The 13,244-nt window shown below is 76.5% G+C and carries 14 protein-coding genes; 6 read left to right on the forward strand and 8 right to left on the reverse strand.

The features are described 5' to 3' along the window. Positions 1-536, forward strand: a 536-nt coding sequence (locus tag KVT14_RS18670; protein ID WP_217617042.1) for a CAP domain-containing protein, incomplete at its 5' end; no start/stop codon positions are given. Positions 537-739: 203 nt separating this feature from the next. On the opposite strand, the gene rocD is transcribed toward KVT14_RS18670, so the two are convergent. From rocD to KVT14_RS18685, 3 genes are all read right to left on the reverse strand, one after another. Then, on the reverse strand, positions 740-1,987 hold the full coding sequence (gene rocD, locus KVT14_RS18675) for an ornithine--oxo-acid transaminase (RefSeq protein ID WP_217617043.1): 1,248 nt from the start codon (positions 1,985-1,987) through the stop codon (positions 740-742). A gap of 59 nt (positions 1,988-2,046) precedes the next feature. Then, positions 2,047-2,877, reverse strand: coding sequence for a dimethylargininase (ddaH, locus tag KVT14_RS18680; protein ID WP_217617044.1), 831 nt, complete (start codon positions 2,875-2,877; stop codon positions 2,047-2,049). A gap of 147 nt (positions 2,878-3,024) precedes the next feature. Then, the gene (locus KVT14_RS18685; protein WP_217617045.1) at positions 3,025-3,573 is read right to left on the reverse strand and encodes a hypothetical protein; all 549 of its coding nucleotides are present in this window, start codon (positions 3,571-3,573) and stop codon (positions 3,025-3,027) included. Between the two features lie 192 nt (positions 3,574-3,765). Between KVT14_RS18685 and KVT14_RS18690 the strand changes: the two genes are divergently transcribed. Further along, complete coding sequence (locus tag KVT14_RS18690; RefSeq protein ID WP_217617046.1) at positions 3,766-4,758, forward strand: aldo/keto reductase; 993 nt, start codon at positions 3,766-3,768, stop codon at positions 4,756-4,758. 135 nt (positions 4,759-4,893) lie between these two features. On the opposite strand, the gene KVT14_RS18695 is transcribed toward KVT14_RS18690, so the two are convergent. Then, on the reverse strand, positions 4,894-5,634 hold the full coding sequence (locus KVT14_RS18695) for a hypothetical protein (RefSeq protein WP_217617047.1): 741 nt from the start codon (positions 5,632-5,634) through the stop codon (positions 4,894-4,896). Next, positions 5,634-6,113 (reverse strand): OsmC family protein, encoded by a 480-nt coding sequence (locus KVT14_RS18700; protein ID WP_217617048.1) that lies wholly within the window; start codon positions 6,111-6,113, stop codon positions 5,634-5,636. Before KVT14_RS18700 ends, KVT14_RS18695 begins: the two co-directional genes overlap by 1 nt. Before the next feature lie 200 nt (positions 6,114-6,313). On the opposite strand from KVT14_RS18700, the gene KVT14_RS18705 reads away from it, so the two are divergent. From KVT14_RS18705 to KVT14_RS18715, 3 genes are all read left to right on the forward strand, one after another. Continuing rightward, positions 6,314-7,534 (forward strand): EAL domain-containing protein, encoded by a 1,221-nt coding sequence (locus tag KVT14_RS18705; RefSeq protein WP_217617049.1) that lies wholly within the window; start codon positions 6,314-6,316, stop codon positions 7,532-7,534. A gap of 127 nt (positions 7,535-7,661) precedes the next feature. Beyond that, a complete protein-coding gene (locus KVT14_RS18710) occupies positions 7,662-8,924 on the forward strand; it encodes a sensor histidine kinase (RefSeq protein ID WP_217617050.1) in 1,263 nt (420 codons plus the stop codon). Beyond that, positions 8,912-9,592 carry a response regulator transcription factor gene (locus KVT14_RS18715; RefSeq protein WP_308161167.1) on the forward strand — a complete coding sequence of 227 codons (681 nt, stop codon included), beginning with the start codon at positions 8,912-8,914 and terminating at the stop codon, positions 9,590-9,592. Before KVT14_RS18710 ends, KVT14_RS18715 begins: the two co-directional genes overlap by 13 nt. Before the next feature lie 216 nt (positions 9,593-9,808). Here the strand turns inward: KVT14_RS18715 and KVT14_RS18720 are convergent, their stop codons facing one another. The 3 genes from KVT14_RS18720 to KVT14_RS18730 all read right to left on the reverse strand — a co-directional run bounded on the left by KVT14_RS18720 (position 9,809) and on the right by KVT14_RS18730 (position 11,527). Continuing rightward, positions 9,809-10,039, reverse strand: a complete 231-nt coding sequence (locus KVT14_RS18720) for a hypothetical protein (protein ID WP_217617051.1) — start codon at positions 10,037-10,039, stop codon at positions 9,809-9,811. A gap of 3 nt (positions 10,040-10,042) precedes the next feature. Continuing rightward, on the reverse strand, positions 10,043-10,726 hold the full coding sequence (locus KVT14_RS18725; protein WP_217617052.1) for a helix-turn-helix transcriptional regulator: 684 nt from the start codon (positions 10,724-10,726) through the stop codon (positions 10,043-10,045). 84 nt (positions 10,727-10,810) lie between these two features. Further along, the gene (locus KVT14_RS18730) at positions 10,811-11,527 is read right to left on the reverse strand and encodes a DUF4352 domain-containing protein (protein WP_217617053.1); all 717 of its coding nucleotides are present in this window, start codon (positions 11,525-11,527) and stop codon (positions 10,811-10,813) included. A gap of 486 nt (positions 11,528-12,013) precedes the next feature. On the opposite strand from KVT14_RS18730, the gene KVT14_RS18735 reads away from it, so the two are divergent. Then, positions 12,014-13,189 (forward strand): sensor histidine kinase, encoded by a 1,176-nt coding sequence (locus KVT14_RS18735; RefSeq protein WP_217617054.1) that lies wholly within the window; start codon positions 12,014-12,016, stop codon positions 13,187-13,189. The last annotated feature ends 55 nt before the right edge of the window (positions 13,190-13,244 follow it).

Consider the following 13,244-nt stretch of genomic DNA (forward strand, 5'->3'; position numbering starts at 1 on the left):
CCTGGCAGGCCGCGGAGGCCGCCCGGATCGCCGCCGTGCGCGCCGCCGCCGAGCAGGCCGCCGCGGAGGCCGCCCAGCGCGCCGCCGCCCAGCGGTCTGCGTCGCCGCGCTCCACCACCGCCCGGTCGAACCGGGCCGCCGCCCCGGCGGCCTCCGGGGGCGGGTCGGCGGCACCCGCCGCGGCCGCCCCGGCCGCCTCCGCCTGGGCGCCGGGCGTCTCGTCCTACGGGGTCGGCGGGCTCGGCGCGGCGCTGAACGCCGCCCGCGCCGCGAACGGGCTGCCGGCGCTCTCGGTGTCGGGCTCGTCGTCGCTGGCGGACCACGCCGCCGCGATGGCCGCGGCCGGCAGCATCTGGCACTCCGGCAGCGACCACATCGTGGGGTGGGTGCAGCCCGCGAGCGACAGCCAGATGATCGCGGCGTACATGAACTCGCCGGGCCACCGCGCCTGGATCCTCAAGGAGGGCAAGTCGTCGGTGTCGATCGGCGCCGTGACGATCAACGGCCGGCTCTACACCGCGATGCGGTTCTCCTGACCGCGGGCGCGCGCTCCAGCAGCGGGGCGCGCGCCCGCCGCTCAGCCCCGCCGAGTCTCCATTGCGCGTCTGCGCCCGCCCCTGCGCACGCAGGCATGGAACGGAGACTCGGCGAGAGGGCAGCTCTCGGCTGTGCCGCAGGGCCGGCGCTCAGCCGAGGGGTGCCCTCTCGGCGGTGCGCCGCGCGGCGCGGCGCACGCAGGTCAGCGCAGCGCCTGCGTCAGGCGGTCGAGCGCCAGGTCCAGGTCGTCGGCCTCGACCACGAGCGGCGGGGCCAGCCGGATCGTCGACCCGTGCGTGTCCTTGGCGAGCACGCCCAGGCCGAGCAGCCGCTCGCAGAGCTCCCGCCCGGTCATCCGCGCCGGGTCGACGTCGAGGCCCGCCCACAGGCCGACGCCGCGGCTGCCGACGAGCAGGCCCGTGTCGACCAGCGTCGCCAGCCGTTCGTGCAGGTGCGCGCCGAGCGTGCGGGCCCGCTCCTGGAACGTGCCGGGCCGCAGCAGGTCGACGACCGCGATCCCGACGGCGCACGCGAGCGGGTTGCCGCCGAAGGTCGACCCGTGGGTGCCGGCCGTGAGCACGCCCAGGACGTCCGGCCGACCGACGACCGCGGACACGGGGAGCACGCCGCCGCCGAGCGCCTTGCCCAGCGTGACCAGGTCCGCGCGCACGCCCCAGAGCTCGAGCGCGAAGGTCGTGCCGGTGCGGCCGAGGCCCGACTGTATCTCGTCCGCGATCAGCAGCACGTCGGCGTCGTCGCAGATCGCCCGCACGGCGGGCCAGTAGTCCGCCGGCGGCACGACGACGCCCTGCTCGCCCTGGATCGGCTCGAGCAGCACGGCGACCGTCGTCTCGTCGACCGCGTCGCGCAGCGCCTCGGCGTCGCCGAACGGCACCACCCGGAAGCCGGGCGTGTGCGGGGCGAAGCCCTCGCGCGCCTCGGGGTCGGTGGAGAACGAGACGATCGTCGTCGTGCGGCCGTGGAAGTTGCCGGCGGCCACGACGATCGTCGCCCGCTCCGGCGCCACGCCCCGGACGTCGTAGCCCCACTTCCGGGCGGCCTTGATCGCGGTCTCGACGGCCTCGGCGCCGGTGTTCATCGGCAGCACCATCGGCTGCGGGTGCGGCGCGCCGGCGACGCCCGCCACGACCGGCCGCGCCAGGTCGGACAGCGCCTCGGCGAACGGGTGCAGCAGGTCGTGGTCGAACGCCCGGGACGACAGCGTCAGCCGGTCCAGCTGCGCCTTCGCCGCCCCGATCAGCGCGGGGTGCCGATGCCCGAAGTTCAGCGCCGAGTACCCGGCGAGCAGGTCGAGGTACGTGCGGCCCTCGGTGTCCCGGACCCACGCGCCCTCGCCCGTCGTCAGCGTGACGGGCAGCGGGTGGTAGTTCGGCGCGAGCGGGCCGGCGGCGGCGCGCTCGGCGTCCCGGCTGGGGATCGTGGCGGTCATGGCGGTCACCTTCCGGCCGGGGCGGGGCCGGCCGGGGGACCCCGGCCGGCCGAGGGGGGTCAGCGCGCGGGGCGGATCTCCAGCGTGCAGCACTTGGCCCCGCCGCCGCCCTTGAGCAGCTCGCTGGTGTCGACGGGGATCGGGCGGAAGCCGCGGTCGGTCAGCTGGGCGGCCAGGGCGGTCGCGCCGGGGGCGACGACGACGTTCAGGCCGTCGCTCACCGCGTTGAGGCCGAGGCAGGCGGCGTCGGCCTCGGAGGCGATGACGGCGTCCGGGTAGCGGCGCTCCAGCTCGGCGCGCGAGGCGTCCGAGAAGGCCGGCGGGTAGTAGGCGACCTGCTCGCGGCCGGCCGTCGAGTCGAGGACGGCCAGCGCGGTGTCCAGGTGGTAGTAGTGCGCGTCGACGAGCTCCAGCGTCACGACCTCGCGGCCGGTGACCCGGGCGAGCTCGTCGTGCGAGGAGCGGTCGGTGCGGAAGCCGGTGCCGGCCAGCAGCACGTCGCCGACGCCGAGGATGTCGCCCTCGCCCTCGTTGACCTGCTCCGCCGTGTGCGTGACGTAGCCGTGGTCGGCGAACCACTTCTCGTACGCCGGGCCCTCGGGCTGCCGCTCGGGGTAGCGGAACTTCGCGGAGTACACGAGGCCGTCGACGATCGTCGCGCCGTTGGCCGCGTAGACCATGTCCGGCAGGCCCGGGATCGGGTCGATCGTCTCGACCGTGTGGCCGAGGGACTCGAAGGTGTCCTTGAGCACCGTCCACTGCTGCACCGCGAGGCCCGCGTCCGTGTACCGCGTCGAGTCCATCCACGGGTTGATCTCGTAGGAGACCGTGTAGAAGGTCGGCTCGCACATCAGGTAGTGGCGGCGGGTCTGCTGCGGGGTCGCGGGCATGGTGCTCCTCGAGGTGTCCGGGGACGGCGTGGTCGGACGTCGGGCCGCCTCGTCGGGGCGCGTCCGGGCAAGCCTACGAGTCACCCGTGCGGAGCATCATGGCGCGACGTTGCGCAGCCACCACCGGTTCGTTGCGCGATGAGGCCCTTAGGCGGCGGTTCGTTGCGTGCCGCCCTCGGCCTCGCGCACCGCGCGGTCCAGGACGAGCCGCAGCATCGCGTCGACGAGCAGCGCGCCGAGCCAGCGCGTCGCCCCCGGCGGCAGGCCACGCAGGTGCACCGACTCGCTCCAGGTGACGCGGGCCGACGAGCCGACCGCCTCGACCTCGATCCGCGCGGTGCCGAGCAGCACCGGGCCGAGCTTCTGGAACACCGCCACGCCGGGCACGGCACCGAGCGGGCGCTCGTAGCGCTCGATCCGCATCCGGTCGACCAGGCCGGGCCCGCCGCGACGCGCGGTCGGGCCGCTCACCGCGAGGATCTCGTCGCCCACCTCGGGGGCCGTGCGTCCGGGCCAGCGCTCCCAGCCGGGACCCGCGGCCTCGTCGCCCGGTCGCGTCAGGTCGACCCGGGTCAGCGGGACCCACCGGGTGTGGTGCCGGGCGTCGGCGACGAGGTCCCAGGCACGCTCGGCGTCCAGGGGCAGCACGCGGGACGCGCGCGCCCACGGCGTGCGGTCCCGGTCTCGCGTGATCATCGTCGCCCTCGTCCCCCGTCGGTGCGTCGCGGACGGGGTGGGGCCACTCGCCCCGCGTCGGCCCCGGGCGCGTCCCGACATCGTCCCCTCTGGGATCGTCACCCGTCGCGGTGAACTGCGGTGCCGCGGGTCCGTGCTGGGTGCAGGCACCCAGGCGCGCCCGGGTGAAAGACCCGGGGTAGCCTCGGGGCCGTGCAGACGAGGACGCTGGGCAGGACAGGACGGGACGTCTCGGTCGTGGGGCTGGGCTGCTGGCAGCTCGGTGCCGACTGGGGCGAGGTGGCCGAGGACGACGCGCTGGCCGTGCTGGCCGCCGCGGCCGACGCGGGGGTGACGTTCTTCGACACCGCCGACGTCTACGGCGACGGCCGCAGCGAGACCCTGATCGGGCGGTTCCTGCGCGAACGCCCCGCCGGCGCCGACCGGATCACCGTCGCCACCAAGATGGGCCGGCGCGCCGACCCGCACGTGGCCGGGGCCTACACGCTCGACGCGTTCCGCGCGTGGACCGACCGGTCCCGGGCGAACCTCGGGGTCGACACGCTCGACCTGGTGCAGCTGCACTGCCCGCCGAGCGAGGTGCTGGACCGCGACGCGACGTACGACGCGCTGGACACCCTGGTCGACGAGGGTCGGGTCGCCGCCTACGGCGTCTCGGTCGAGACCGTCGACGAGGCGCTGGCCGCGATCGCCCGCCCGCACGTCGCGACGATCCAGATCATCCTCAACGCGTTCCGGCGCAAGCCGCTCGAGCGCGTGCTGCCCGCGGCCGCGGAGGCCGGCGTCGGCATCATCGCCCGCGTCCCGCTCGCGTCCGGGCTGCTGTCCGGGAAGTACGACGAGCACACCGAGTTCGCCGCGACCGACCACCGGTCGTTCAACCGGCACGGCGAGGCGTTCGACGTCGGCGAGACGTTCTCGGGCGTGCCGTTCGAGGTCGGCGTGGCCGCGGCCCGCGAGGTGGCGGCGCTGACCCCGGCGGATGCGACGACGGCCCAGCTCGCGCTGCGGTGGATCGTGGACCAGCCGGGCGTCTCGACGGTCATCCCGGGCGCCCGCAACGCCGAGCAGGCTCGGGGCAACGCGGACGCGGCCCGGATCCCGTCGCTGGACGACTGGACCCTGGACCGCTTCCGGGAGATCTACGACGAGCGCATCCGCCCGCACGTCCACGACCGCTGGTGACCCGCAGGCGCTGACGCGCGCGCCGCGCGCGGGGTTCGCTTCGCCGAGACTCCACTTCGCGCCTCTGCCGGCCAGCCCGCGCAGAGGCACGAAGTGGAGACTCGGCGGGAGGCGGCCCGAGAGGGCGCGGGGGGGTCAGCGGTGCGGGAGCCCGCGGCGGGGGTGCTCGATCACGCGCGGGGCGCCCTCCGTGGCCTCGACCACCAGGACGCTGTCGCTCCAGCGGTCCGGCGGCGGGCCGAACGCCTTGCGCGCGCCCTGGATGACCGTGCGCCCCAGGGCCCGGCCGCCGGTGATGCCGATGACCGCTCCGACGCCGAACGGCACCATGCGGCCCAGCGCCAGGCCGCCCTGCCGCGCGAGCTGCTTGCGGAACAGCTGCCGGGTGAGCCGGGCGTTGACCCGCCGGATCGTGCCGGTCGGCATCCGGGTGAGCAGCGCCCGCGCGACGTTGAGCCCGCGCAGGCCCGTCAGCTCGCCGACGTCGGTGACCGCCTTGGCCCCGGACTCGCCGAGGATCGTGGCGAGCAGCAGCGCGCGGCGGCGCTCGGCGTCCTCGACGTCGATGCCGTGCACGCTCGCGACGGCCAGCGAGAACGCCGCGGACGCGCCGAAGAACGTCGCGACGTCGCCGATCGTCAGCGCCATGGCGACGCCGGTGCCGACCGCGGGCGCCGCCGCGGCCGCGCCGACCGCGCCGCCGGTGCCCTGGACGACCAGCAGGTACTCGCGCTCCAGCAGGCCGATGATCTCCGCGGGCGTGCCCTCGGGGTTGCGGCGCCGGACGGAGTCGACGTGGGCGTGGATCGTGGCGGACGGGATCGTCACGGCCCGGTCCAGGGCCGCGTCGACGATCGGTGTCCGGCGCAGCGCCATCACACGCCCGTGATCTCGAGGTCGACGGTCGCCCCGGCCTTGAGCGTGTTGCCGACGGTGCAGTGCTGCTCGACGGCGCGGTGCACCACGCGCAGCAGCCGCTCCTTGGTGGCCTCGTCGAGCCCGGACAGGTCGACGACCATCCGCTCGTGCAGCTCGGGGTACCGGTCCTCGGGCTTGTAGTTGTCGCCGCTGACCTCGACGGTGACCTCGACGTCGACGCCGAGCCGGTGGCTCAGCGCGGTGTCGGCGGACATGCCGGAGCAGCCGGCGAGCGCGACCTTCAGCAGCTCGCCCGGGGTGAAGACGGCGCCGGCCTCGACCGGGCCCATCAGGACCTCGGCGCCGCGCTCGTTGCGCCCGGTGTAGGTGCGGGTGCCGGTGCGCTCGACCCAGAGCCGGGACGGCGGGGCGGCGGGGGAGGCGGGGGTGACGGGCACGTCGGTCTCCGGCGCGAGCCCGGTGTTCGGGGACTCCATGGGCCGATCCTGTCACGCGGCCCGCCGGTCGGCAGCGGGGATCAGCCGTGGGCGGACGGCGTGGCGCCCGCTCGCCCGGACGGGTGGTTCGGCGGGCGACGTCGCCCGGCCGGCGGGCGCACCGCGGGTGGTGCTCACTAGGCTGACCGACGTCGTGCCGGGTCCAGCGGCGGGCCCGGCGGGGGCGAGCGGGGGGCCGCATGAGCGTGGACGAGGACCGGGACGTGGCGCCGACGACGGGCGCGCCCGGCGAGCCGGAGGTGCGGCAGATCCTCGACCGGGTGCGCGAGCACCTCGGCATGGACATCGCGTTCCTCTCCGGCCTGACGGCGTCGGCCGAGGTTGTCCTCGCCACCAGCAGCGAGACCGGGCCGATGCAGATGGCGGTCGGCGACGAGCGCGACCTGGACGACACCTACTGCGTACGCGTGCTGTCCGGGCTGATCCCGCCGGTGCTGCCGGACGCGCGCCGGCACCCCGTCGCACGCGAGCTCGCGGTGACCGCGGAGCTGGGCATCGGCGCGTACCTCGGCGCCCCGCTGCGCGGCCCGGACGGCGAGCCGGTGGGGATGCTCTGCTGCCTGGCCCGGGGCGCGAACCCGCTGCTCGACGAGGACGCCCTGCGGGTGCTCGGCCTGGCGGCGGCGCTCGTCGAGGACCGGATGGGCGCGTTCGGGCTGCCGCACCGGCCCGCGGTGTCCGACCGGGTGCGCTGGATCCGGTCCGTGCTCGCGGAGCGCGCCGTCCGGACGGTGTTCCAGCCGGTCGTGCACCTCGGCACCGGCGAGGTCGTCGCCGTCGAGGCGCTGTCCCGGTTCGACCCCGAGCGGTTCCCGACCCCGGTGCACGCGTTCGCCGCGGCGGCGGCCGCCGGGGAGGCCGTCGAGCTGGAGCTCCTGGCCGCGGAGTGCGCGCTCGCCCGGCTCGGCGACCTGCCCCCGGGCGTGCGGATGTCGATCAACCTGTCGGCGGAGGCGCTCGCGGACCCGCGGACCACCGACCTGCTGCTCGCGCACGGTCCCGCGGTCGCGGTGGAGGTCACCGAGCACACGCCGGTGCACGACTACGAGGCGCTGACCTCCGTGACCAACCGGCTGCGCGCCGCGGGCCACCAGGTCGCGGTCGACGACGCCGGCGCCGGGTTCGCGAGCCTGCGGCACGTGCTGCAGCTCCGGCCGACCGCCATCAAGCTCGACCTCGCGCTCGTGCGCGGCTGCGACCTCGACCCGGTGCGGCGCGCGCTCATCCGCGCCGTCGCGGAGTTCGCGCGCGGCATCGACTCCTGGCTGGTCGCCGAGGGCGTGGAGACCGAGCACGAGCGCGCGACGCTGCGCGAGCTCGGGGTCGACTACGGGCAGGGGTACCTGCTCGGGCGGCCGGCGCCGCTGGCGGACGCGCTGCGCGGGGTCCCGCGCGGCTGAGCGCCGGGGTCCGGCGGTGCCGGGCGGACTCCGCGGTACCGGGTGGGCCCGCCTCCGCCGTGGGGTGGAGACGGTCCAGCCCGACGGCCGATCCGTCCGCCGCGGCCGCGACCCTACGCTCGACGACATGCCCGTCGACCCCGCGCCCGACCCCGCGCCCGGCCCCGCTCTGGCGCCTCCTCGTCTCGGACCCTGGTCCCGGACCTGGCGCTACCTGGTGGCCGTGGGTGCCGGCCTCGTGATCTGGGTGTTCGTCGCCTCCGACGTCACCGGGTCCCCGGTCGCCGACGAGGGCCTCGTCGGCGCGATGGTGCTGCTCGACCTCCTGCTCGGGGTGGTCGCCGTCGGGCTGCTCCCGCTGCGGCGCCGGCACCCGCTGCTGACCGCGGTCCTGATCGCGGCGCTCACCTCGCTGTCGTCGTTCGCGGTCGGGGCCGGCATGCTCGCGCTGGTCTCGCTCGCCACCCGCCGGCGGTGGCGCGAGGTCGCAGTCGCCGGGGCGGTCTGGGCGCTGGCCACCGTGGCGTACGAGCTCACCTACCAGGGCACCTCGGCGTCCGAGGACCTGGGGGTGCCGCTGCTGCTGCTCGCGATCGGCCTGAGCCTGCTGTTCCTCGGCCTGCTCGTCGCCACCGGGTTCTACATCGGCGCCCGCCGGGAGCTGCTGCAGACGCTGCGGCTGCGCGCCGAGGCCGCCGAGCGCGCCCAGGAGTCGCGGGCCGCCGAGGCGCGCCAGGCCGAGCGCACCCGGATCGCCCGCGAGATGCACGACGTCCTGGCGCACCGGATCTCGCTGGTCGCGATGCAGGCCGGGGGCCTCGCGTACCGGGAGGACCTGACCCGCGCGCAGATCACCGCCTCCGCCGAGACGATCCGCGACAGCGCGCACCGGGCGCTCGGCGAGCTCCGCGAGGTGCTCGGCGTGCTCCGCGCCGACGACGAGACCGTGGTCCCGACCGAGCACGAGGCCCCGCAGCCGACGCTCGCCGAGCTCCCGGCGCTGCTCGCCGACGCCGACGAGGCCGGGACGCCCGCCCGCCTCGACGTGTCCGGCCTGCCCGGCGGCGACCGCTCGGCGCTCGCGGCCCTGCCCGAGACCGCGTCGCGCACGGCGTTCCGGGTGCTGCAGGAGGCGCTGACGAACGCCCGCAAGCACGCGCCGGGCCAGGAGGTCCGGGTGCGGCTGGCGGGGACTCCGGGGGAGCGGCTGCTGGTGGAGGCGCGGAACGCCGTGCCCGTCGGCGTGGCGGCCGGGGTCACGGCCCCCGGGGCGGGGCTGGGCCTGATCGGCGCCGCCGAGCGCGCCGAGCTGCTCGGCGGGTCGCTGGAGCACGGGATCGAGCAGGACGGGCGGTTCGCCGTGAGAGTGTGGCTGCCGTGGCCGAGCTGACCCCGACCCCCGCCGACGTCGTGCGCGTGGTGGTCGTCGACGACGACGCCCTGGTCCGCGCCAGCCTCCGGATGATCCTCGGCGGCGACCCGCGCCTCGAGGTGGTCGCCGAGTGCGGCGACGGCGCCGAGGCGGTCACGGTCGTGCAGCGGCTGCGACCCGACGTCGTGCTGATGGACGTCCGCATGCCGCGGGTGGACGGGCTGACCGCCCTGCGCTCGCTGGCCGCGGCCGGGTCGACCGCCCGGGTCATCGTGCTGACGACGTTCGACGCCGACGAGCTCGTCCTGCGCGCCCTGCGCGAGGGCGCCGCCGGGTTCCTGCTGAAGGACACCCCGCCGGCGCAGCTCGTCGACGGGATCCACCGGGTCGCGGCGGGCGAGCCCATCCTGTCGCCGACCGTCACCGCCCAGCTCATCGCGTCGGTCGCGAAGCCCGAGGACGCCGAGCGGCGCGCGGACGCGCTGCGGGCGCTGGAGGTGCTGACCCCGCGCGAGCGGGACGTGGCGGTCGCGGTGGCCGAGGGGCTGTCGAACCAGGAGATCGCCGAGCGCCTGTTCCTCGGCCTCGCGACGGTCAAGACGCACGTGGCGCACCTGTTCGCGAAGCTCGGCGTGGCGAACCGGGTGCAGATCGCGCGCCTGGTCCACGACGCGCGCCTGGGCTGACGGCGGGGGCGCGCGCCGCCCGCGCCCGCACCGTGGCCGCGCCCGCGCACCCTGGCTGCGCGCGCGCCGCGCCCGGGCCAGCCGCGCCCAGCCCGTCGAGTGCACATCAGACACGTCGAGTGCCTATCCCCTGGATAGGCACTCGACGTGTCGGGTAGGCACTCGCGGGTCGACCGGCCGGGGGGAGTGCGGGCGGGGGAGGGCCGGGCAGGCGCGTCAGACGCCGATGCCGGCGCGGAGGGCCAGCGCGCGGTCGACCGCGGCCTCGCGGTCGGCGAGCGCCCGCGCCGTCGACCGCGCACGGGCCGCGGCGCGCGGGTCGGTCGCTGCGGGGGCGGCGACCGCGCGGGCGATCGCGGCGGCGCGGCGACGGCGCACCGAGAGGTACGGCAGGCGGAGCGGCACCGCGCGGGTGCCGTAGCTGACGTCGAAGGTCACCGTGGTCATGGCTCAGTCCTCCTGCTGCGGTGCGGTCGGGGTGGCCTCGGCGTGGGGCTCGACGGCCATGTCGGGGTTGATCGCGGTGAACAGCCGCATCAGGCGGGCGCCACCGGGTCGGATCGCGGGGTCGACGGTCCGTCCGTCGAACCGCTTCATCAGCGCGTACATGCCCTCGATCAGCTCCGCCGTCTCCTCCGGGGTGGCCCAGAACGCGGACGTGGTCAGCTGGGTCAGCGGGATGAGCCCGGGGTCGACGGCGCCGTCGTGATCGACGTGCCGCAGGTGGTCGATGTAGCGCTCGGCCTCGCGCCGGACCGAGATCTCGCCGAGCTCCAGCACCGCGCGCCGCGAGGCCGGGTCCAGCGGGTCGGGCGTGATGTTGCGCTCGCGGGCGACGACGCGCCAGGGGCGTTCGCGGCCGCGGGGCTCGGCGGGCTCGATGTACCCGGCCTTCGCGAGGGTCCGCAGGTGGAACGAGCAGTTGGCGACGGTCTGGCCGAGGTGCGCGGCGCACTCCGTCGCGGTGGCCTCGCCGACGTCGTCGAGGAACGACAGCAGGTCCATCCGCACCGGGTGGGCGAGGGCCCGGACCCGGGTCGGGTCGGTGACCCGCAGGGTGGCGGGCCGCTCGGCCGTGTCCGGGGCGGTGCCGGCCTCGGCGGCGGCTGCGGCGTCGTGCTCGGCGGTGCTCATGGCAGTAACGGTAGACGCACAACAGGTCTTGCGCAAGAGTTGTTGCGCAAGACCTGTTGTGCGTCGGATCGAGCGTGTGGCAGGTCAGCCCAGTGCCACCTCGACGCCCCCCGAGAAGAGCGAGTCGTGCAGCTCGAGCCGCGTCAGGGTCGCGTCGGCCGGCACGTCGAAGACCACGGTGCCGGTGACGGTGTTGCCCGGGTTGATCTGGTTGAGCAGCGTGTCGTTGCCCTCGAGGTACACGCCCGCCGAGCTGTCGGCCGAGAACTCCCGGCCCTGCGCGTCGAACGCCTTCTGGGAACCGTCCGAGAAGTACTGCGCCTCGGTGCCGATGTTGGCGACCGTCAGGTGCACCAGCACGTACTGCCCCTGCGCGTCCTTGCCGATCAGGTCGTTCCCGACGCGCGTCGCGCCGGGCTCGACCGACGTGACCGTGAACTCGAACTTGCCGTCCCGGACCGGGGTGCCGATGCCGGCGACCGCCTCCGCCGGGGGCTCGGCGGGCGCCGGCTCCTCGGCGGCGGGCTGCTCGGCGGGGGCAGCGCCCTCGTCCGCGGCGGTGTCCGGGGCGGTCGCCGGCGCATCGGCGACCGGGGCGGCCGTGTCGTCCGACCCGCCGGAGGCGATGCCGATCACCACGAGCAGCGCCACGACCGCGCCGAGCACGGTGAGCACCTTGTGCCGCGCGAACCAGGACCGCCGGGGCGGCGCCGGCGGCCCCGGCGGTGTGGGGACGGGCCCGACGCCGGGGGTCGGCGCGCCCGGGTAGGGCTGGGCGGGCGGCGGGGGGACCTGCGACATGGCTGCTCCTCGGGAGTGCGGGGCGCCGGAGGTGGCGCCGTGACGTGCCAGAACACTGCCGAGCGGAGGCGCTGCGCGTCGTCGGCCGGGCGGGCAGGACCCGTGTGCCCGATCGGGCAGGTCGTGGCCGGCCGGACTGCCCGAACGGCCGACGTGCGAGTGGGTGCGCGTCCGTACGCTGACGCCATGTCCTTCCCCTCCGCGCCGGGCCCGGCGACCCCGCCGCCGGCGCGGGGACCGGTGCCGCCCCCGTCGGGTGGGCCGCGCAGGGGCGTGCCGCCCGCGGGACACCGGCCGACGGCAGGGCGTCCACCCGTCGCCCCCGGCTACCTGCCGGGACCTCTACCCGGGCCGCCGCCGTACGGGCCGGCCCTGTACCCCGCGCCCGCCCCGCGTCCGATCGGGCCGAGGCGGCGTCGGCCGTGGTGGTCGTCGGCCGGCACCGTCGGCGCGGTCGCGCTGGCGGCGTTCTCCGCGACGGCGGCGATGGCCTTCGCCTCGAACGCGCGCGGCTCGGGGCAGGCGACCGCCCTCGACGGCCTGCTCCTCCTCGTCGGTCTCACCGGTGCCGGCTTCCTGGTCGCGCGCCGCCGGTGGGCCGTGCCGCTGACCCTCGCGAGCAGCGTGGTGACGCTCGTGCTGCCGCTCGACTCGGTGACCGCCCTGATCGCGCTGCCGTGGGTGTTCGTCGCCGCGTCGCGGCGGGTCGCCTGGGCGTGCACCGTCGTGGTGGCGGGAGCCACCGCCGTCGCGCTGTGGCGGGACGTGTCCCGGCCGGCCCCGCACGTGATCCTCTCGGCCACGGACCGGGCCACGGGCGAGGTGCTCGTCGCGTCGCCGCTCCTGCTCGTGGTGATCGGGGTCGCGTGCGTCGGCGCGGCGGTCGCCGCCGGGCTGCTCCGCGCCTCCCGGGCGCAGACCGCCCGAGCGGTCGCCGCCACCGGGGCGCAGGCCGCGCCCGCGGACACGCTGCACGGCCGGATGACCCGGCAGGAGGGGCGCGAGCTCACCGCGCGCGAGGTGCACGACACCGTCGCGCACCACATCTCGCTGATCTCGCTGCAGGCCTCGGCGCTCGAGGTGCAGCGCGGCGCCGACGAGCGGCAGGTGCGCGCCGCCGCCCAGCAGGTGCGCTCGTCGGCGCAGCAGGCGATCGCGGAGATGCGCGGGCTGATCTCGACCCTGCGCGCGGGCGACGACGCGCTGGCGCCCGGGGCGGCCGGGGCCACGCTCGACGACCTCGCGGGGCTGCTCGACGCCGCGCGCCGTCAGGGCCGGTGGGTGACCAGCACCGTCTTCGTCAGCGACGGCCGCGACGCGTCGCCCGCGCTGACCCGCGCGACGTTCCGGATCGTCCAGGAGGAACTCACCAACGCCCTCAAGCACTCCCCGGGGCAGCCGGTGGAGGTCGCGGTGCGCGCGTCGGCCGGTGCGGGCGTGCAGGTGCGGGTGGTGAACCCGCTCGTGCCGGGCAGGCGCCCGGTGGTCGACGGCACCGGCTCCGGCCTGCTGGGCATGCGGGAGCGCGCGGCGCTCGTCGGCGGCACCGTGCAGGTCCGTGCCGACCAGGGCTGGCACGTCCTCGAGGCGCACCTGCCGTGGTCGTCGAGCCGCGGGAACGCCGGACCGGGTGGCGACGAGGCCCTACCCTCGTCCGTGTGATCCGTGTCCTCGTCGTCGACGAGGACGCCCTGGTGCGGACGCTGCTCACCAGCAT

Source organism: Cellulomonas sp. GbtcB1 (assembly GCF_019091725.1).
GTDB lineage: Bacteria > Actinomycetota > Actinomycetes > Actinomycetales > Cellulomonadaceae > Cellulomonas.